Source organism: Planococcus massiliensis, assembly GCF_000821325.1.
Taxonomy (GTDB): Bacteria; Bacillota; Bacilli; order Bacillales_A; family Planococcaceae; genus Planococcus; species Planococcus ruber.
The window spans coordinates 642163-661637 of the sequence record NZ_CCXS01000001.1; the positions used below are offsets into that span (position 1 = coordinate 642163).

Annotated in this window: 21 protein-coding genes; 18 read left to right on the forward strand and 3 right to left on the reverse strand. The window is 46.0% G+C overall.

Going from position 1 to position 19475, the window contains the following annotated elements; all coding sequences use genetic code 11:
• Positions 1-9: 9 nt before the first annotated feature.
• The gene (locus tag BN1080_RS03245; RefSeq protein WP_052650511.1) at positions 10-591 is read right to left on the reverse strand and encodes a CDP-alcohol phosphatidyltransferase family protein; all 582 of its coding nucleotides are present in this window, start codon (positions 589-591) and stop codon (positions 10-12) included.
• A gap of 152 nt (positions 592-743) precedes the next feature.
• Here BN1080_RS03245 and BN1080_RS03250 point away from each other — a divergent pair, with 152 nt between their 5' ends.
• From BN1080_RS03250 to BN1080_RS03305, 12 genes are all read left to right on the forward strand, one after another.
• Positions 744-2630, forward strand: coding sequence for an FAD-dependent oxidoreductase (locus BN1080_RS03250; RefSeq protein WP_052650513.1), 1887 nt, complete (start codon positions 744-746; stop codon positions 2628-2630).
• The gene (locus BN1080_RS03255; RefSeq protein WP_052650515.1) at positions 2627-3292 is read left to right on the forward strand and encodes a TVP38/TMEM64 family protein; all 666 of its coding nucleotides are present in this window, start codon (positions 2627-2629) and stop codon (positions 3290-3292) included. The genes BN1080_RS03250 and BN1080_RS03255 overlap by 4 nt, the downstream gene beginning before the upstream one ends.
• A gap of 25 nt (positions 3293-3317) precedes the next feature.
• Positions 3318-4565: an ABC transporter substrate-binding protein gene (locus BN1080_RS03260; protein ID WP_052650517.1), complete on the forward strand. Its 1248-nt coding sequence runs from the start codon at positions 3318-3320 to the stop codon at positions 4563-4565.
• Complete coding sequence (locus tag BN1080_RS03265; protein ID WP_052650519.1) at positions 4549-5433, forward strand: ABC transporter permease; 885 nt, start codon at positions 4549-4551, stop codon at positions 5431-5433. Before BN1080_RS03260 ends, BN1080_RS03265 begins: the two co-directional genes overlap by 17 nt.
• Positions 5433-6257, forward strand: coding sequence for an ABC transporter permease (locus BN1080_RS03270; RefSeq protein WP_052650521.1), 825 nt, complete (start codon positions 5433-5435; stop codon positions 6255-6257). The genes BN1080_RS03265 and BN1080_RS03270 overlap by 1 nt, the downstream gene beginning before the upstream one ends.
• Positions 6254-7327 (forward strand): ABC transporter ATP-binding protein, encoded by a 1074-nt coding sequence (locus tag BN1080_RS03275; protein ID WP_052650522.1) that lies wholly within the window; start codon positions 6254-6256, stop codon positions 7325-7327. Before BN1080_RS03270 ends, BN1080_RS03275 begins: the two co-directional genes overlap by 4 nt.
• Positions 7328-7405: 78 nt before the next feature.
• Positions 7406-7852 (forward strand): GNAT family N-acetyltransferase, encoded by a 447-nt coding sequence (locus tag BN1080_RS03280; protein ID WP_052650523.1) that lies wholly within the window; start codon positions 7406-7408, stop codon positions 7850-7852.
• A 269-nt stretch (positions 7853-8121) separates the two neighbouring features.
• On the forward strand, positions 8122-8604 hold the full coding sequence (locus BN1080_RS03285) for an RrF2 family transcriptional regulator (RefSeq protein ID WP_052650524.1): 483 nt from the start codon (positions 8122-8124) through the stop codon (positions 8602-8604).
• Positions 8605-8627: 23 nt separating this feature from the next.
• Positions 8628-8852 carry a DUF896 domain-containing protein gene (locus BN1080_RS03290; RefSeq protein WP_052650525.1) on the forward strand — a complete coding sequence of 75 codons (225 nt, stop codon included), beginning with the start codon at positions 8628-8630 and terminating at the stop codon, positions 8850-8852.
• Positions 8853-8879: 27 nt separating this feature from the next.
• Complete coding sequence (hslO, locus tag BN1080_RS03295; RefSeq protein ID WP_052650526.1) at positions 8880-9758, forward strand: Hsp33 family molecular chaperone HslO; 879 nt, start codon at positions 8880-8882, stop codon at positions 9756-9758.
• A 164-nt stretch (positions 9759-9922) separates the two neighbouring features.
• On the forward strand, positions 9923-10525 hold the full coding sequence (locus BN1080_RS03300; RefSeq protein WP_052650527.1) for an alpha/beta hydrolase: 603 nt from the start codon (positions 9923-9925) through the stop codon (positions 10523-10525).
• Positions 10526-10578: 53 nt separating this feature from the next.
• A complete protein-coding gene (locus tag BN1080_RS03305) occupies positions 10579-11544 on the forward strand; it encodes a glutaminase (RefSeq protein WP_052650528.1) in 966 nt (321 codons plus the stop codon).
• Between the two features lie 361 nt (positions 11545-11905).
• On the opposite strand, the gene BN1080_RS03310 is transcribed toward BN1080_RS03305, so the two are convergent.
• Positions 11906-12463: a hypothetical protein gene (locus BN1080_RS03310; protein ID WP_052650529.1), complete on the reverse strand. Its 558-nt coding sequence runs from the start codon at positions 12461-12463 to the stop codon at positions 11906-11908.
• 269 nt (positions 12464-12732) lie between these two features.
• On the opposite strand from BN1080_RS03310, the gene BN1080_RS03315 reads away from it, so the two are divergent.
• The 5 genes from BN1080_RS03315 (at position 12733) to BN1080_RS03335 (ending at position 18113) form a co-directional block, all read left to right on the forward strand.
• Positions 12733-14010 (forward strand): DUF2382 domain-containing protein, encoded by a 1278-nt coding sequence (locus tag BN1080_RS03315; RefSeq protein ID WP_052650530.1) that lies wholly within the window; start codon positions 12733-12735, stop codon positions 14008-14010.
• Between the two features lie 102 nt (positions 14011-14112).
• The gene (locus BN1080_RS03320) at positions 14113-14313 is read left to right on the forward strand and encodes a YwbE family protein (RefSeq protein WP_052650531.1); all 201 of its coding nucleotides are present in this window, start codon (positions 14113-14115) and stop codon (positions 14311-14313) included.
• Between the two features lie 34 nt (positions 14314-14347).
• On the forward strand, positions 14348-14575 hold the full coding sequence (locus tag BN1080_RS03325) for a hypothetical protein (RefSeq protein WP_052650532.1): 228 nt from the start codon (positions 14348-14350) through the stop codon (positions 14573-14575).
• An 88-nt stretch (positions 14576-14663) separates the two neighbouring features.
• Positions 14664-16799 carry an ATP-dependent helicase gene (locus BN1080_RS03330; RefSeq protein WP_052650533.1) on the forward strand — a complete coding sequence of 712 codons (2136 nt, stop codon included), beginning with the start codon at positions 14664-14666 and terminating at the stop codon, positions 16797-16799.
• 42 nt (positions 16800-16841) lie between these two features.
• Entirely contained in the window at positions 16842-18113 is a 1272-nt protein-coding gene (locus BN1080_RS03335; RefSeq protein ID WP_052650534.1) for an MDR family MFS transporter, read from the forward strand.
• A 31-nt stretch (positions 18114-18144) separates the two neighbouring features.
• Here BN1080_RS03335 and BN1080_RS03340 read toward each other — a convergent pair whose 3' ends face one another.
• Complete coding sequence (locus BN1080_RS03340) at positions 18145-18453, reverse strand: DUF3243 domain-containing protein (RefSeq protein ID WP_052650535.1); 309 nt, start codon at positions 18451-18453, stop codon at positions 18145-18147.
• Positions 18454-18612: 159 nt separating this feature from the next.
• Between BN1080_RS03340 and BN1080_RS03345 the strand changes: the two genes are divergently transcribed.
• The gene (locus tag BN1080_RS03345) at positions 18613-19449 is read left to right on the forward strand and encodes a VLRF1 family aeRF1-type release factor (protein WP_052650536.1); all 837 of its coding nucleotides are present in this window, start codon (positions 18613-18615) and stop codon (positions 19447-19449) included.
• Positions 19450-19475 lie beyond the last annotated feature (26 nt).

Genomic DNA, 19475 nt, shown 5'->3' on the forward strand with positions numbered 1-19475 from the left:
CCCTTCTTTCTATTTCAAGATTCGCCTAGCTTCTGCGAGGCGTTGGGAAATCGTGAAAATCTGGATTGCGAAAAAAATCAATGTAATAGCTGTTAAATATGTTGAAAAAACAATCATTAGGGTAAAGAGAATAAAGCCTTCAGTCCGTTCAGCCAAACCGGCCTGATAATAGAAGGATTTCATCCCTTTTTTATCGGACAAGGCGCCGACTGTCAGAAAAATGGTCATGGCGATAACAATGGACGCGCAGAGGAGCAGCAATGCCCACATCGAATCGGGGAAACGAAAAGCCAGCCCCAAAATCACTCCGATTTCCACTAGGCGGTCAAAGCTGATATCAAGCAGCGTCCCCCAAGGCGAAGGCTTCGTTTTTCGGGCCATTGTGCCGTCGACCACATCCAGGTAGCCAGACACCCAAAGAGCCATCACGGCAAGGAAAGGCTGGTCCCAGTAAATGAGGGGACCGGATAAGATCCCAATGGCAAACGCGATTTTTGTGACGCCGTTAGCTGTAAAGCCCCATTTTATTAAGGCATCGGCAGTCTTCTCGACAATCGGTTGAACATGTTTTCGGGCATGAGTATCGAGCATGAATTTCACCTTTTCATTTTTAAGATAGTTTCAGTATAGTATAGCTTTTCTTTTCAATCCTCTAATCTAGCTTTCGGCAACGGAAAAGGAGCAGAGATAGAAAGGCTGTGCGGCCAAATAAAAAGGACAATAGAGAAAGGAAATGATCACAAATGGTAAAGAAATATGATATTGCAGTCATCGGAGCAGGAGCGGCAGGGTTGACCGCCTCTTTTACAGCAGCAGGATTTTCAAAAAAAGTAGTGTTGATTGATAAAAATCTGCCAGGGGGAGAATGTACATGGTCTGGCTGTATCCCAAGCAAATCCTTGATCAACATTGCAGAAGAAGTTCACCACGCGAGAAAATACACCCCGGATCTCCAAGTGGATACTTCGGAAGTGCTAAGAGACATTAAAGACATCATACAGAAAGTATACGAAGGGGAATCACCGGAAGTCCTACAGGAATCCGGCATCGATTTCATCAATGGCTATGCGAAATTTTTGGATTCCCATGCTGTAGAAGTGAACGGCGAGCGCGTAGAAGCGAAGAAATTCATCTTGTCTACAGGCTCATCGCCAATGGTCCCGCCGATTGAAGGATTGGACCAAGTCTCTTATTTAACCAACGAAACGATTTTCACACTCGATTCTTTCCCGGAAACGATGACAATCCTTGGCGGAGGCGCAATTGGCGTCGAATTGAGCCAGGCCTTGAACCGTTTAGGCGTGAAAGTCACGCTGGTGGAAAAATCGGAGCGGATCTTGCCAAAAGATGAAGAAGAACTGGTACAGATGGTGCAGCAGCGGTTGATTGATGAAGGCGTAACGATCCATACATCAGCTACAGCTGTGAAAGCGGAACAGAAGGGCAAAAATATCACGTTATTTGTTGAAAAAGACGGTGAAGAATTAAAAATTGCTGGAGAAGGCCTTCTCGTAGCACTTGGCCGAAAAGCGAATGTAGAAGGATACGGACTTGATAAAGCTGGAGTAAAATACGATTCAAAAAGCATCCAAGTCGACGATCATTTGGAAACGACGGCGAAGGGCATCTATGCCATCGGCGATGTGGTCGGCCCATACCAGCTTTCCCATATGGCAAATACCCAAGGCATCACGGCTACGCAAAATGCGATTTTGCCGATCAATAAAAAAATGGATTACGAACATGTGACTTGGTGTACATATACGGATCCAGAGCTAGGCCACTCAGGTTTGTCAGAAGAAGAAGCCCGTGAAAAATATGGCGATTCCATCCGGGTCTATGAGCATGATTATGCGCATCTGGATCGGGCAAACACGAAGAAAGACAGCATCGGAAAAGTGAAAATCATCCTGGATAAAAAAGGCTTTATCTTGGGTGCCAGTGTGCTGGGGGACCGGGCAGGCGAAATCATCAGCCAAATTCAAACGATTAAAACGCTCCACATCAACTTAGGAAAGTTATCCGGCGTGATTCATCCGTACCCGACATACAGCGAAGTGCTGGTGAAGATCGGCAAGAAAGTCTATGTCGATAATTTATTGAACCAACCGGTTGTGAAAGCGTTCAATAAAGCGAAAGATGGAGAAAACCCGGTAACAACGAAAGGCGTGTTGGCGACTGCAGCTATAGCGGCAGGATCTGCTGTGGCGACGATGGCAGTGAAAAACAATGTGAAGCCGAAGCTGGGAGTTGAAGATGGGCGATTGAAGGAAGTTCCTTCTACTCCAAACGCCGTTTCATCCCAAGCGCTTGACCTTGAAAAATATGTAGCGGCTTTGCCGTACCATGGCAGCAAGAGCCAGGCGAAAAAGAATTTGATCAGCATGCTGAAAGGGTATGAAGGTGTAACGATCTTGCAGGAAGATGAAAATTACATCTATGCCGTAGCAAGATCAAAAACAATGAAATTTAAGGACGATATCGAATTTTACTTCAACGATGCAGCTCAGCAGATCGAGTTCCGTTCAGCTTCCCGTGTAGGCTATTCAGATGCCGGCGTTAACCGCAAACGCTATAATGAAATGAGAAACCGCTATTTCAGCATTTCCAGCCATAATAGAGACTTATGAGCAACAGGAAGTTTTCAAAAGTTTTCCTGTGGCTGGCCGCCATTTTAGGGGTTGGAGCGGTTTACTGGATCAGCCGCTCCGTCTTTCAACTGGATGCACAGGCAGTCCGCAGCTGGATCCTTTCTTTTGGAGTAGCTGCACCGCTTATTTATATAGCAGTTTACACAGTTAGGCCGCTGGTGCTTTTTCCTGCTTCTATCCTGTCCATCGCCGGAGGGTTGGCCTTCGGTCCATGGATGGGAACTTTTTATACCATCATTGGGGCTTCGCTCGGTGCCATGCTTTCTTTCGTTTTGGCCAAGAAAATAGGCGTCAGGTTGGGCAAAAAAGAATGGCCGGAAAATAGGAAGAAAATCCAAACGCAGATGGAGCGAAACGGCTTTTTTTATGTTTTGGCATTGCGCCTATTTCCAGGATTCAGTTTTGACTTAGTAAGCTATTCAGCCGCTATCGCAAAAGTCCGTTTTGTCCCTTTCTCCATTGCGACGATTATCGGAATCATCCCCGGCACGTTTGCCTTAAACTTTGTGGGGAGCAGTTTCATCAGCGGAAATCCGGCAATTATAACAGGAGCTATAGCAGTATTTATTGTTTTGACAAGTGGATTGGCCCTCCTTCGGAATCGATGGAAGCGCACCGAAGGCACGGCGGACAGAATGTAATTATCAAAGTTTGGGAAGTGGAAAAATGAAGAAGTGGGCATTGGCAGCAACCGGGTTATTGGCATTGGCGCTAGGGGCATGTTCGAATGGCGCAAGTGATCCGGCAGCAGAAAATACAGATGATTTGTTGGATAGTGATTGGAAAACGATTGCTGCAGAAGCCGAAGGGCAAGAAGTGAATATGTATATGTGGGGCGGAAACGAAAACATTAACCGTTATTTGGATGATTGGGTAGCCCCCCGCCTCCAAGAAGAATATGATGTGGATTTGCAGCGCGTCCCGGTCAATGATGCCCAAGATTTTATCAATCAATTGGTGGACGAAAAATCGGCCGGAAAGAAAGAGGGCAGCATCGATATCATTTGGATTAACGGAGAAAATTTCAAGGCCGCCAAAGACAATGAATTGCTGTGGGGAGATTTTGCCGGGAAACTGCCGAACTTCAATGAATACATAAATCCGGATGCGTTAGAAGTGGCGGAGGACTTTGGAGAACCAGTTGAGGGGCTTGAAGCACCGTGGGGCAAAGCCCAATTTGTCTTTGTCCATGATGAGAAGAAAGTTGCTGAACCGCCAAAGTCCATGGAAGAACTGGCGGAATGGGTCAAAGAGAATCCAGGCCAGTTTACGTACCCCGCATTGCCGGATTTTACAGGCAGCGCATTTATTCGCCACGTGCTTTATGAAACGACCGGCGGATATGAACAATACCAGCAGCCGGCAGCGGATATCGAAGATTTGGAACAGCGTTTAGCGCCCATGTGGCAATATTTGAATGAAATTGAACCTTATTTATGGCGTAAAGGCGAAACCTACCCTGAAAGCCTGGCGAAACTGGACCAATTGTATGCAAACGGGGAAGTCTCGATGACCATGAGCTACGATCCGGCGCTTGCAGCAAGTGAAGTCATGAAAGGCCGATTCCCGGAATCGACCAAGACCTTCCTATTGAAAGGCGGGACTTTGGCAAACACCCATTTTCTATCGATTCCATTCAATTCTTCTGATAAAGCAGGAGCTTTAGTGGCGATCAATGAAATGCTGTCTCCGGAAGCCCAGACTGCGAAATTGTCTCCTGAGAATTGGGGGGATCTGTCTGCATTGGATTTCGAGAAGCTGTCTGCTGAACAGCAGAAGGCCATGAACGAAGTGGATTTTGGCCCGGCGACTTTGCCGCTTGAAGAGCTGGAAGGAAATCGCTTGCCTGAATTATCCTCCGATTATATCGAAGTGATCGAAAAAGGGTGGATGGAAAATGTTGCGAAAGATTAAACCGTATCTTTTGCTCTTTCCTGCCGCCGCCACCATAGTCCTCCTGTTTTTCGGAGGGCTTTTTGACGGTTTTTTGAAAAGCCTCGGCTATTTTCCGGCTATTGGCGAAACCGGGTTTTCGTTGAAGGCTTATTCCAGCCTCTTTCACTCGGATGCGTTTTGGGATTCCTTAATTGTTACCATTCGAATTGCCGCTATTTCTTCCGTACTATCTGCTTTTTTAGGAGCGATTGTGGCTGTCGTTCTGTTCATGATGCACGAAAAGTCGAGATCGGGAGCGTTGAACTTATGGAATCGTTTGTTTCAATTGCCATTGACGATCCCGCATCTTGTGGGAGGATATGTAATTGTCCTTTTGTTCATGCAGAGCGGATTTTTATCGAAAATCTTAGCGAAGGTGGGAGTCATTGAGCAAATTCCGGATTTTCCGGTGCTTGTCAATGACTCGTTCGGATGGGGGATCATCCTGGCATATACATGGAAAGAAGCGCCGTTTGTCGCTTTGATGGTTTATCCGGTGCTTGAGAGAATCCACAGGAAGTGGCGGGATGTTTCGCGGGTATACGGGGCAGGGAATTGGGATTTCATCCGTGAAATTGTGGTTCCTGCCATCTTGCCCGCTTGGACGGTTGCGGCTTTTATCGTCTTCGTCTTTACGTTTTCTGCCTTTGAGGTGCCGTATCTGTTAGGCGTCACTTACCCCAGCATGCTGCCGGTCTATTCCTATCAGCTCTATTCAAGCGGAACGTTGGCTGACCGGCCTGAAGCTCTGGCTGTTAATCTCATTTTAGCGCTGTTAACGGTGTTGTTGGGGCTCATCGCCTATTATTTCAGCAAGCGCTGGAATGTATTGAAGGGGTGGGAATGATGAAGAGACAGCGCCTCCTAGCAAATACCTTCCTGTTCATTTTCCTGTTGATGTTCATCGTTCTCCCTTTTGTTCCATTGGTTTTATCAAGTTTTTCCTATAATTGGGAATGGCCGAACGTTTTGCCGGAAATTTTCAGCCTAAGTGCCTGGAAGTATGTGCTCTTCGACAACTCGGGTACGTGGCAAGCCATTGGCACCAGCTTGCTGATCGCTTTTATCGTCACGGCAATCAACATTATTTTGGCGGTCCCGGCTGCTAACGCGCTTGTGCGCTATCCCTTAAAAGGGAGATGGCTTTTTGAAGCAATTATTTTTGCGCCTATTGTTATCCCTCCTTTTGTAGCCGTTTTGGGCATCCATTTAACCTTTCTGCGTTTTGGTTTGACGGAAACGATTTTCGGCGTGGTTCTCGCCCATCTTTCGCCGACGCTTCCTTACGTCGTCCGGGCTGCGATGACCAGCTACAATACTTTATCGATCGATTGGGAAGACCAAGCGCGAATGTTGGGGGCAGGCCCCCTTTCACGTTTCTATCATGTGGTGCTTCCGCATTTGCTGCCAGGCATCGCAGCAGGAGCCAGCTTGAGCATTTTGATTTCCTTAAGCCAGTATTTGATCACCTTCATTATTGGCAGCGGACAAGTGATGACTTTGCCGATTCTGCTGTTTCCATTTATCAGCGGCGGAGATCCGGCAATCGCTTCGGCCTATTCCTTAGTTTTTGCAGGGATGGCCGTTGCTGCCTTGCTCATTCTGGACTTGGCATTGAAAAGATATTATAAGAAAAAGCAGGCCGCTGCCAGTAAAGGAGTGAGGGAATGAATCAGCTGCGGATTATTCAGCTCGAAAAAAAGTTCGAAGACAGAAAAAAGGATGAGAACCCGGTTTTTTCACTTAAACCGGTTCATTTGACGATAAAAGAAGGCGAATTTTTTTCGCTTTTGGGGCCGTCCGGCTGCGGGAAGACCACGCTATTGAAATTGCTGGCAGGATTGGAGCAGGCGGACCAGGGAGAAATTTGGATAGGCGAAACGGAGATAACCAATGTCCCTCCCGAATCACGGAACTTTGCCATGGTCTTTCAACAGCCGCTCTTGTTTCCGCACATGAATATTGAAGACAATATTGCCTTTGGCCTGAAAATGAAGAAGGTGAAAAGAGCCGAACGGATTGAACGGGCACGTGAAATGCTCGGGCATGTCGGTTTAAAAGGCTATGGGCAACGCTTTCCGGATGAACTGAGCGGCGGACAGCAGCAGCGGGCGGCGCTTGCACGGGCGCTTGTGTCGGATCCGCGCGTGTTATTGATGGATGAACCATTCAGTGCACTGGATCCGAGCCTGCGGGAAGAAATGCGGATTTTGCTGAGCCGCATCCACCAAGAGTTTGGGACAACGGTCGTGTTCGTCACTCATGACCGCGAGGAAGCTTTCCATCTTTCCGACCGAATCGGTGTGATGAGCGACGGAAACTTGCTGCAAGTGGCCGGTGCAAAGGAATTATACGAAAAGCCGGCCAGCATTCAAGTGGCTTCTTTTCTAGGCCTTAAAAATATTTTAAAAGGAAGCGCCGGAAAGTTTGGGATGGAAAACAGAAGCCAGCAAGTTGAGCTAGCGGATTCAAGAAAGTCTTCCATGACGCATTTGATCATCCACCCTGAAAAACTGCAGCTTTCCACCGATTTGGAGAAGCAATCGACAGCTGAGGAAATCATATTTGAAGGGATCGTAAAGCAATTGCGCTTCAATCACGGTTTTTATCTTTGCACCGTCCAAACGGAAAACACGCTGTTGGAATGCTCAATTTCCAGCAGACAAGCGGAAACAGTTTCCATCGGTCAAAAGGTGAAGCTTAGTGCCCAGTTAAAAGGCTTGCACTTCGTCAGCCGATGAGTTTATTCTTCCTAATATTGCAAAAAAGAGCGCTGGAAACTCCGCATAAATGGTAAAATGAGTCTTGGGGGTGGAAGTATGATTGGCCAATTAGACCATCGGGATGAAGAAACGGCGAAGGATATCCAACGCATTCAACAGCCGGCCTATCTTATTGAAGCCGAGTTGATGGGATTTCATGGAATTCCGCAATTAACAGAATCGATTGAGGACATACAGCAAAGCAACGAAAGCTTTACCGGATTTAAAGAAGAGGAATTAAAAGGCTTTATCTCCTATATTGAAGAAGAAGATCTGATTGATATTTACCGCTTGGTCGTTCATCCGGATTTCTTCAGACGAGGAATCGCGAAAGCGCTGCTTGCTGATCTTATGAAGCGATACAAGGGATATAAATTTATCGTCAGCACTGGAACAGCCAATGAGCCAGCCAAAAATCTTTACCATTCTTTCGGTTTTGTGGAACAAGACCGATTTGAAGTGGCGGCGGGCATTACGTGTACCAATTTCATGAAACAAAGCTAGAAATTATTTTGTGCGAAAGGTGGAGTGCTTAAAGCCTGGGGAATCCATCCAGCTTTCGTAGTTCTTCTCGCATTGTCATAGGGCGCACTCGCCAGTTTTATTTAATTATGGAAAACACCTGCTTTTTTTAGCAGGTGTTTTTTTACGGTTGGGCTTGAAAGTTTCGGGAGTGCCTCCAAGTTCAATTGATTTACTTTCATTTCAAAATAAATTATTATGTGATAACGAGGATAAGGATTGTCCGCGTTTAAAAAGCGGAGGTGATGAATGTGCATATGAAAACAGGCGTTGAGCAGTCGGTTTATGCCGTTTTACTGTTGAACATGCTGCCGGATAAAGCTGTGCTTCCGGGAGAAGCAATCAGCCAGCAGCTGAAAGCATCGCCTACGTATTTCCAAAAACTGCTTCGCAAATTGGTCAGTGCAGGAGTCATTGCATCGGTGCCAGGCGTAAAAGGCGGATTCAAATTAAACAAACGGGCGGAAGATATCACAGTCTATGATATCTACCTTGCGATAGAAGGAAGGCAGTCGCTTTATTCGTCCAGCGGCATTTTAGGCGATCTGCTGGAACTGGAAAAGGAAGAAAGCTGCTGCCTCCTGACGGATTTAATGGAAGAAGCGGAAGTGGCTTGGAAATCGGTCATGAAACGGGAGACCATTTCATCATTGGCTGAAAAAATGAATGAGCAGCGGTTCCTGCTGAAAACGGAAGCTTTGCAGCAATGGGTGCAAAGAAAAATGGTCGCCTAGCAACGAGGAAAGGAGTGGATCAGATGATTCCTCAATTGAAACGAATCAATGAACTGTCAAAGAAAGCTCGTGAAATCGGGCTGACAAATGCTGAGAAAGTCGAGCAGCAAGTATTGCGGGAAGATTATTTGCGCGAAATCCGGGGGCAAGTTGAGAACACGGTAACCGGATTGACCGTGCTCGATCCACTCGGAAACGATGTAACGCCGGACAAAGTCCGCCATGAAAAAGCAGCAAAAACCATTTAAATTTATAAAGAAAGTAAGTGAAAATAGATGAATGATTATTTAGTGAAAGCTTTAGCATACGATGGGCAAGTGCGTGCTTATTCTGCACGCACGACGGAAACGGTCAGTGAAGCGCAGCGCCGCCATTACACATGGCCGACAGCTTCTGCAGCACTGGGCCGTTCCATGACAGCGAGCGTCATGCTCGGCGCCATGATGAAAGGCGAAGAAAAATTGACGATCAAAATCAATGGAGGCGGACCGCTCGGCACTATTTTAGTCGATGCGAACGCGAAAGGTGAAGTCAGAGGCTACGTTTCCAACCCGCAGACACATTTTGATTTGAATGCACAAGGGAAATTGGACGTGAGAAGAGCGGTCGGAACAGAAGGAACGCTGTCCGTTTCCAAAGATGTCGGCTTACTGCAGCCATTCGTCGGTCAAGTGCCGATCGTTTCAGGTGAGCTGGGCGAAGACTTTACGCATTACATCGTTACTTCTGAACAAGTGCCTTCATCTGTCGGCGTTGGCGTCATCGTCAATCCGGACAACACGATCCAGGCATCCGGCGGCTTTATCATTCAATTGATGCCGGGAACGAGCGAAACGATCATTACGGAAATCGAAAGCCGCCTCAGTGAAATTCCGACGATTTCCAACATGGTGCGCCAAGGGATGACGCCTGAGGAAATTCTTTTTGCCGTATTAGGCAAAGACAACGTGAAGATTTTGGACGACATGCCGGTGCATTTCCAATGCCAGTGCTCGCGTGACCGCATCCATAATGCGATCATCAGCCTTGGATCCGATGAAATTCAAGATATGATTGAAACGGATGGTCAGGCAGAAGCGCAATGCCATTTCTGCAATGAAAACTATCTTTTCACGAAAGAAAACTTGGAAGAGATGCTTGAAACAGCGAAATAATTTTTTGACACCCGCAAATTTTGCGGGTGTTTTTTTGCAGCGATCACTTCTCATTGGGAATTTTTCTTTGCTGTGGTATAATTATCTCGAATTCAAGATAAGTTTAAGTTAAATCAATTAGGGAAACAGACGAGTAAGGTGTCTGAAATAGGAGGATGATTTAGATGAAGCACATATTCCATCAAGGATCCAACAAAGAGAAACCGACGTTTTTACTATTGCACGGCACGGGAGGCAACGAAAATGATTTATTGCCGCTCGCCAAACATATCGATCCGGAAGCTTCTGTGCTGAGTGTACGGGGCAATGTTTCCGAAAATGGCATGCCGCGGTTTTTCAAGCGTTTGGCTGAAGGCGTTTTTGACATGGAAGATTTGAAAGCCAGAACGGAAGAGCTCAATGAATTTATCGGAAAAGCAGCAAAAGACCATGATTTCGACCGCAGCAATGTCATCGCCATCGGCTATTCGAATGGGGCAAACATCGCTGCAAATTTGCTGTTCACTTATTCGGATGCGTTAAAAGGCGCCATTCTCCATCATCCGATGGTTCCAAACCGCGAGACGGAACTGCCGGATTTGGCAGGGGTTCCCGTATTTATCTCAGCAGGGACTAATGACCCCATCTGTCCATCGGAGGAATCGACTGATTTGGAAAGTTTGCTTAAGAATGCAGGGGCACAAGTGCATCTGCACTGGGAAAATTACGGCCATCAATTGACAATGCCGGAAGTGGAAGCCGCGAAAGTCTGGTACGGCCAATTATAAACAGAACCCCCTTGTGGAAACCAGGGGATTTTTAGAAGGCAAGGAGGCATGACATGCAAAGAAACCCGCATATTCAAGAGCAACTGGAAGCGTGGATCGAAGAAAACAAAGGACATGCCATTTTAGGAACCACCGCACAATACATTCCGGCGCTTGGAAAAGTGGATCCGAGCCGTTTAGGAATTTGCATGGTGGATGAAGACGGCCATTATTATTGTGCCGGGGACACGGATCAGGAATTCACGCTGCAAAGCATTTCAAAAGCGCTATCGTTTATTGCGGTGTGCTGCCATTACGGTTTGGATTTTGTGCTTGAAAGAGTAGATGTCGAACCGACCGGTGAAGCCTTCAATTCCATCATCCCTTTTGAAATCCACCGGCCGAATAAACCGTTCAACCCGTTCATCAATGCAGGCGCTATTACTGTATCGGCATTGCTTCCAGGGCAAACCAGCCAAAAGAAATACGAATACTTGCTGGAATTCCTGGAAGGGTTGGTTGGGCATCCACTCGAAATGGACCGGGAAGTCTATGATTCCGAATGGAAATCTTCTCACCGCAACCGGGCGCTTGCTTATTATTTGAAAGAAGCGAACTTCCTTGAAATCGAAGTCGAAGAAGCGCTCGATATTTATATCCGCCAATGTTCCATTAAAATAAGCACACAAGATTTGGCATTGATCGGATTGATTATCGCCTATGACGGCTTTAATCCAATCACGAAAGTAAATCATTTTTCAGATGAAATCGCCCAAGTCGCAAAAGTGTTGATGGTGACGTGCGGCATGTACAACTCTTCCGGGAATTTTGCGGCCCATGTCGGCATTCCCGCAAAAAGCGGGGTATCTGGTGGGATTTTGGCGGCCGTTCCGCCTAAGCTCCACTCCCAGACGTACGAGTTCCGGGCCGGAGCGGGCATCGGAGTTTATGGGCCAGCAATCGACGTCCAAGGGAACAGTGCAGCTGGCACCATGATGCTGCGCCAGATTTCTAAAGAGTGGGACTTGAGCATTTTCTAAAAAAACCCGTGAGCTGCAAAAGCTCACGGGTTTTTGCAACTTCTCAAGGAACTAGTTAGGTGCGAGCGTCTGCTTCTGGAATCCGCACTGCGGCGCTATGGACAGGATTCCCACAATAAGCCGAGAAAACCACTCGTCTTATTGCTCCACCCTGTCCGGAACCGCGCCGGTGCTGGAGCCCTCTCCAAAGATTTGGAGCAAAGGATTGGAGACGATATTCTTATAAAAGCATCGTTCTAAACCGCTTGCTCCTGAGCCAGTTCATTGCAATGCCATTTTGCGGAGTATCGAATTTTTAAACAAAACTTTTCCATTTCCATCTTTTTCAATACACTGGAAAAAACCCGTGAGCTGCAAAAGCTCACGGGTTTTCATTTTGTGAAGCGTAAGGCAGTTCTTTTATCTGGAAGGCTAAGCTGCCGATGTTCACGATGCCCTCAAATTTCCGGGTTTTTCCCCAATCATAAAATTGAAAAGTGACGGAGTGGCTGCTGACTGCTTTGATCGACGGTGCGATGATGTCCACGCCCGTGTCCTGATTTTCAATCACATGGGCAATCGCTTGGCTGATGCTTTGGCTGCGTTCATCATCATAGCGGACAAGGGAAATTAATGTGCCTTTTCCAGGGAAGGTATCTGTCGCTTCCCGGTGGGCAGTCAAGGCAACCAAATCGCCTGTTTTTAACTGGCGCTGCTCGAGCGGCGCTCCTGATGTTTGGGTGAACTGGCTGGTGGGAGCCACTTCAAAATAGGTGCCTTCAATCAAGATGGCTTGTTCAGCAGGATGCTGTACGATATGTAAAGTGGAGTAATCCAGTTTCGGCGGAGCAATGCTTTTGGAAGCTACAGGTTCTGCCGAACAGCCGGCCAGCGTGAAAAAACAACTTAAAAATAATATCGCCAACCCTAAAGAGCGCATACAATCCCCCCTGCCATCATGCTTTAATCATACAGACGTTTCAGAATACAAAAAGTTACAGAAAAATGGAAAAAGATTTAAAGAATTTTAAAGATTTAATAAGGAACAAGTTTTGAAATTTTTTCTAAAGAGTAAGGCTTTACAGATAACAGAAGTATGGGTGAAATGGCTCATTCAGTTTTTCAAATGTTTGAGATGGAGAGGCGCGGGTAAATCTTTTGTAAGCAAGATTTTTCAAGTTACACATACTGAAATTGGAGGAATCGAAAATGGCCAACAATAAATTTATGGGAACTTTCGACAACGAAACAGAAGTGTTAAGAAAAATCGAAGAACTGAAAGCGCAAGGCACGAGTGAAGACCATATGTATGTCATGGCACGCGACAAAGAACAGATTTCTATGGTGCGCGGCCGGACAGATGTTGATTACAAATCCACTGAAGGCAGCTGGAAAGACAAATTCATGGGATTCTTGTCCGGCAATGAACCTGTCCGTGAGGCTTTTAATGGGTTAGGTGTAGATGGCGACGAAGCGGACCGCTATTACAACGAAGTGCAGAATGGCAGAATTTTATTGTTTGTTGATAAAGAAATCGGCGACAATTACTCCCGGACTTCAGAAGGCTATACAGGCCGTGACGAAGGCAAAAGTACATTGGCCGGCGGTGCAGTATACGGAGACCCGACTGTCGAAAACACAAGAGCCGTTGGGCATTCGGATTCGGGAATCGTAGCACGGGACGGTTTGACTGTAGATACGAATGAGGCCAATGATATTGATTTCCATAGAGAACGGAATATGGTGGATTCAGATGATACTTCAGCGGTGTCAAGACTTGATGATGAAACAGCCGGTGTCGGACGGGATACAGGAACTGGCTTCGGATTAGGCGGCGGCAGCAATGTCGACGACACGCCGCGGCCAAGCCGGGATGCGAATGATTTTTCAGCCACTAACGAATTGGATCGTGAAGACCGTTTTGACGATACAAACCGGACAACGGGCGGCTTGACCGATTCAGAACGTACGACTGACGGCTTGACTGATACGGATCATACGGCCGGCGGATTTACAGATACAGATCGTACGACAAGCGGCTTGACAGACAGTGATTTGAACCGAGACCATTCGCACGATGAAGAAGAGCGGCTTCGCCTTCATGAGGAGCGTTTGCATGTGAACAAAGACCGCGTGCAGACTGGAGAAGTAAATGTAGGGAAGCACGTGGTGGAAGATGAGCAGACCATTGAAGTACCGGTTGAACGCGAGGAAGTTTATGTAGAACGCCGTCCGGTGAATGAAGAAAGCACAGAAGGCGGTTTGACTGGAGATGCCTATCAGGAAGGCGACAATATTCACATTCCGGTAACAGAAGAACGCGTCAACGTATCGAAAACGGATGTCGTGAATGAAGAAATTGTTGTTGGTAAACGCAAAGTGCAAGACACGGAAACAGTGAGCGAAACGGTTCGCCGGGAAGAAGCGGATATTGATGAAGACCTTGATGCCGATGATTTAAGAAACAGCCGAAAAGACCGCTTATAAAATTTCGTTGGAGTAAGCAGATGCAGAAAGGCGGGGAACCATCCCCGCCTTTTTTATTTCGCCAAAGAGCGGTATGATAGAAGAAAGTCAGGAGTGAAGACAATGGACGGCAAAAAAAGAATCGATGTAAAACCAGGGATTGCAGTGAATATTGTGCTGAAACAAGACCAGCGATCCGGTAAGTTGACCAAAGGCATTGTAAAAGACATTTTAACCAATTCAGCTACCCATCCGCATGGCATTAAAGTTCGGCTTGAAGATGGCCAAGTCGGGCGAGTGGCGGAAATTCTTGAAACAAAGTAACACTTCAATACTATTCTTGAAAGGAGACATGCAAATGTTTGCTGATAAAGAAAAGCATGGAGACCACTTTGAAGCGCCGGAAAGCAAAAAAGCGGAACGGCAAAACGAAAAACTTCACTCAGAAGATCCGAGGGAAATCGGTGAGCAATTAGATGAACAAAAAGAAGGGCTCGATGACCGGCACTATGAAAATCCGAAAACCCGAAAAGATAAACGGAATGCAGAGCCGATCAGTAAACCGGATGAGAATAACTTCATTTGAATTTTAAGGGATTACCAAAGAAGGACTCATTAATTTGAGTCCTTTTGTGTGTTAAAATAGAAGGAATGAAACAGCGAAGGAGCAGCATATGAGCCATTTTTTTGAACGGAAACAGAAAGAGCTTGGAGTGGAACTGAATAAAATCCAGAAGAAAGCTGTGGAACGGACAGACGGCCCATTGCTTCTTTTAGCGTGTCCAGGTTCAGGGAAAACTACAACGATGATTATGAGAATCGGCTATTTGATTGAGGAAAAAGGCGTGCGCCCGCAAAAGATCAAAGCGATTACGTTCAGTAAAGCCTCGGCGTCCGATATGAACGAACGCTATAAACGCTTTTTTCCGAAACTTTCGCCTGTCGATTTCTCAACGATCCACAGTTTAGCTTTTCAGATCACCCGTGAATATTTTGCGGACTCCCGCTATATCATGATTGAAGGAAGCGAATCCAATGGCCTCCATAAGAAACGGCTTCTCCGGGAAATGTATCAGACGGAAGTAGGGGAGCCCATTACAGATGATCAATTAGAGGAATTGACTTCGTTTATCAGTTTTGTCAAAAACAAAATGATTCCCCGTGAAAAATGGTCCCAGCAGAAAGCGCCATTTGACGGCGCTAACGAAATCTTAAAGACTTACGAAGCTTTTAAAGAAAATTATGACCAGCGGTTAGTGGATTTTGATGACATGCTGTCTTTGGCTAATGAAGCTTTAGAAAAAGACGAGGCATTGCTGTCGAAATACCAGAATAAGTGGGAATACGTCATGACCGATGAAAGCCAGGATACATCCCTTATCCAACATGCGATTGTAGAAAAACTGGTGGCTCGCCATCACAATCTTTGTGTAGTGGCCGATGATGATCAATCGATTTATACGTGGCGTGCAGCGGAACCGACATATCTGCTGAAATTTAAGAGCGTGTATCCGGATGCTTATGTGATGAAAATGGAGCGCAATTACCGCTCGACCAAGAATATCGTCGATACGGCAAACGTCTTCATCAAAGCCAATAAGCAGCGCCATGATAAGAATATGTTCACCAAACAGCCGGCCGGGGAGCCCATTGTGTTAAAGCGGCTTTCATCAGAAGAAGCGCAGCTCAAGTATCTCTTTAAAGAATTAAAGCAATTAACCGATTTTGGTGAAGTGGCCATTCTGTATCGCAATAATTCATCTTCCACTTTGTTGATGAGCGAATTGGAGCGCCATGGCATTCCTTTTTATATGAAGGACGCAGACAACCGCTTTTTCTCCCATTGGATTGTCGAAGACATGCTGAATTTCATGCGTTTTAGCTTAAAACCGGAACGGGTGGACATCTATGCCAAAATTGCTTCGAAAACCAATGCGTACTGGTCAGGCAGCCAATTGAAGTATTTAAGCCGGATGAAGCCGACGCAGCATAACGCATTCGATGAGATTAACCGGAGCGTCACGCTAAAGGACTACCAAATCAAAATTCTCAACGAGCAAAAGAAATGGTTTGAAGCCTTGAACAGCATGCGTCCGCTAAAAGTCATCCGCACGATCCGGGCAGATCTCGGCTATGACCAGATGCTTTCGAGCCGGGCAGAAAAATTCGGGATGCGTCTGCAGTACTTGGAGCAGATCCTCATGAAGCTTGAGCAAATTGCAGAGCCTTTGGAGTCCATGACAGAGTTTGCAGTAAGGCTGAAAGAGCTTGAGCAGATTACGCAAAATGCCAAAGCGGAAAAAACGGATGATATGCTGACATTGTCGACTTTCCACAGTTCCAAAGGGCTTGAATTCGATCGGGTCTATATGGTGGATTTGGTGGAAGGCGTGATTCCCGCTGAAGAAGATGCAGAAAATCCAGCGACACTGGAAGAGGCAAGAAGGTTGTTTTATGTAGGAATGACGCGTGCCAAAAAACATTTGGAATTGATCAGCTATGATAACGAATCTCGCTTTATGAATGAAGTGCGTGAAATAATCGTTCCTGAAAAAACAACAAGTAAAGCAGTGAAGGAGCGGAAACCGGCTGCTCGAACCCCGATTAAAGTGGACGTTCCGGATAATCCCAATGCTGTCAAAGCAGATGACGAGCTGGTTGAAGGGGCAAAAGTTCGGCATCGTGTTTTTGGTACGGGAAAAATCGTTGAACGGGATCATGAACGGCTATCGATCCAATTCGCCAAAGAACGGAAAGACTTGATGATTGATATTTGTTTGAGCTACAAATTGTTGGAAGTGATTGACTGACAGCACGTTTTACATTCAACTTAGGAACGCGGGGACAGGAAAATGAAAATTAGAGATTGGGATCGAAGTTTAAAAGTGCGCCTTGTCGGCGAATTTTTTATGAATACAAGTTATTGGATGGTATTTCCATTTTTAGCGATCTATTTTGCAGAAGAATTTGGCAAAGGGACAGCAGGTTTATTGCTTATTGTCTCCCAGGTTTTTTCTGTAGCAGCCAATTTAATTGGCGGATATTGCGCTGACCGATTTGGCCGGCGGCGCATGCTTGTCATCGCTTCCATTGCGCAGGGAGCCGCATTCCTGCTATTCGCTTTTGCCAATTCGCCTTGGTTTGATTCAGCGGCTTTAGGGTTTGTGGCTTTCACTATTGCAGGAATGTGCAGCTCGCTTTATTGGCCTGCGAGCCAGGCAATGGTAGCGGATGTCGTACCGGAAAAATACAGGAGCGATGTGTTTGCCATTTTCTACACCACCTTGAATATTGCCGTAGTCGTAGGGCCGCTGATCGGTGCTGTACTATTTTTCTCATTCCGCTTCGAACTCTTATTGACGGTGGCGGTAATCTCGATGATTCTTGGGTTGGTGCTGCGCCTTTACACAAACGAAACATTGTCTCAAAAGATGCAGGACAAATGGGCAGAAGGGGAATCTGCGGGTCTGTCAAAAGCGGTTCTCGGCCAACTCAAAGAATACGGATTGATTTTTAAAGACCGGGTTTTCCTCCTGTTCGTTATTGCCGGCATCCTGGGGGCCCAGACATTCATGCAGCTGGATCTGCTGTTTCCGATCTACTTGAAAGAATCGATTGATGTCCAGACGATTGCTTCTTTCGGAAGCAAGGAATGGACCGTGACAGGCGAGACTTCATTCGGTTTCCTGTTATCGGAAAATGGCCTTTTAGTTGCGTTGATGACGGTGATAGTCACAAGGTGGATGACGAAGTTCCGCGAAAAATGGGTATTTTTCTTATCAGCCTGCTTCTATGCAGCTGCCATGCTTCTCTTCCCACTGACTTCACTATTTTGGATCTTCGTCATCGCTATGGCTATCTTTACGTTTGCTGAACTGATGGTCGTGGGCATCCAGCAGAGCTTCATCTCGAAACTGGCTCCAGAAGATATGCGAGGCCAGTATTTTGCAGCTGCGAGTATGCGCTATACCATCGGGCGAATGATTGCGCCGGTGTCGATTCCCATGACAGCCTGGTTCGGTTTCAGCTGGACGTTTGCCATTCTCGCTTTATTGGCAGTAGCTAGCGGCCTTGTCTATTTACTGATGTTCCAATTATTCGACAAAAAAGCGTCCCTTGTATAGGGACGCTTTTTCTATAGACTGATCAATAATGCTACTCTTTTTTCACTAAACGCAAGAGCATGTGAGCAAGCATATGCTGCTCTTCTTTTTCTCCAACTTTCCATAATTCCTGGAGAAGATATTCTTCGCGGTTTTTCGGATCTTCGTTTTTCGCTAAGTAATTGGCGACTTTTTCAGTGATCTGGGCCAAACGCTCTTCGCTCAATCCTAATTTTTCACCCATTTCAACTTTACTGCTTAAGTATTGCTTAAAATGTTCAAAGTTCGCTAAGATATCTTCTTTTTTCTCATCATCAAAAGATTTTAATTTATCGTCTACTTTTTTATCGATATTTTCCATTCGGTCCACACTCCCTTTTTTTGATTGCACTATCTGTTTACCTCGGTAGACCTCTTTTAAACGTCAGAATAATAAAAAAAGAAGGAAGTCTTTCGTTTAATGTAGAAGACTTAGGGTAAGGAATTATAGAGGATGTATTTTAAGGAGGATGATGGATGAATGACATTATATGATGAAATCCAGAAACTAAAGGCATTTAATTGTGATGACCGTTGCGTATTAAGCGTCTACTTGAATACGAACCCGGCGGATTTGAACGCACAAAATGGCGCTTGGAAAATTCACCTCAAAAATGGTTTGAAACGATTGGATGAATATTTAGAAGCCTCGCAAGATGAAAAAGAAATGAAGCGCTACAAAGAGCTGAGAAAAAAAGTGGAGCGGGAAATACTTGACCATAAAGACGACCTCCAAAAGGGTGTCGTTATTTTTGCATCTACACATGATGATTTATGGTCCGTGCACTATGTTCAAGTGCCGGTGAAAACAAGTTTCCACTGGGAAGCGAAGCCGGCACTGGATGAATTGCGCTATATGTATAAAGCCTATCCGTATGCAGGCGTGGTGTTGCCTAGCTTTAAAGGGATCCGCGTACTGGATACTTCAATGGGGATTATCAACGAAGAGATTTTCTATGAATTTGATTCAGGTTTAGAAGTGTGGACGGAGCAAAAAGGCGTCCATTCCGCAGCGAGAAGCGGCGGTGGCAATAGCATGGGCGGCGGTGGAGCGCATTTAGGCGGAAACAGCGGAAGCCATGCGGACGATTTAGACCATCGGTTGCGTGAGAACTTAGAACGTTTTTATAAAGATATGAGCAGCAAAATCGAGAATTTGAAAAAAGAACGTCATTGGGATGAAATCCATGTTGTGGGAGAAACAGAACATGCGAAATCGTTTGCTAAGGTTTTGATGAAAAAACCGAACAGCTGCGTTTATAAAAACTTGATCAACAGTTCACCAGGGCAAATCCTGCATGAAGTGTTCGAAAAATAATCAAAAATCCCCGGCGTGGAGCCGGG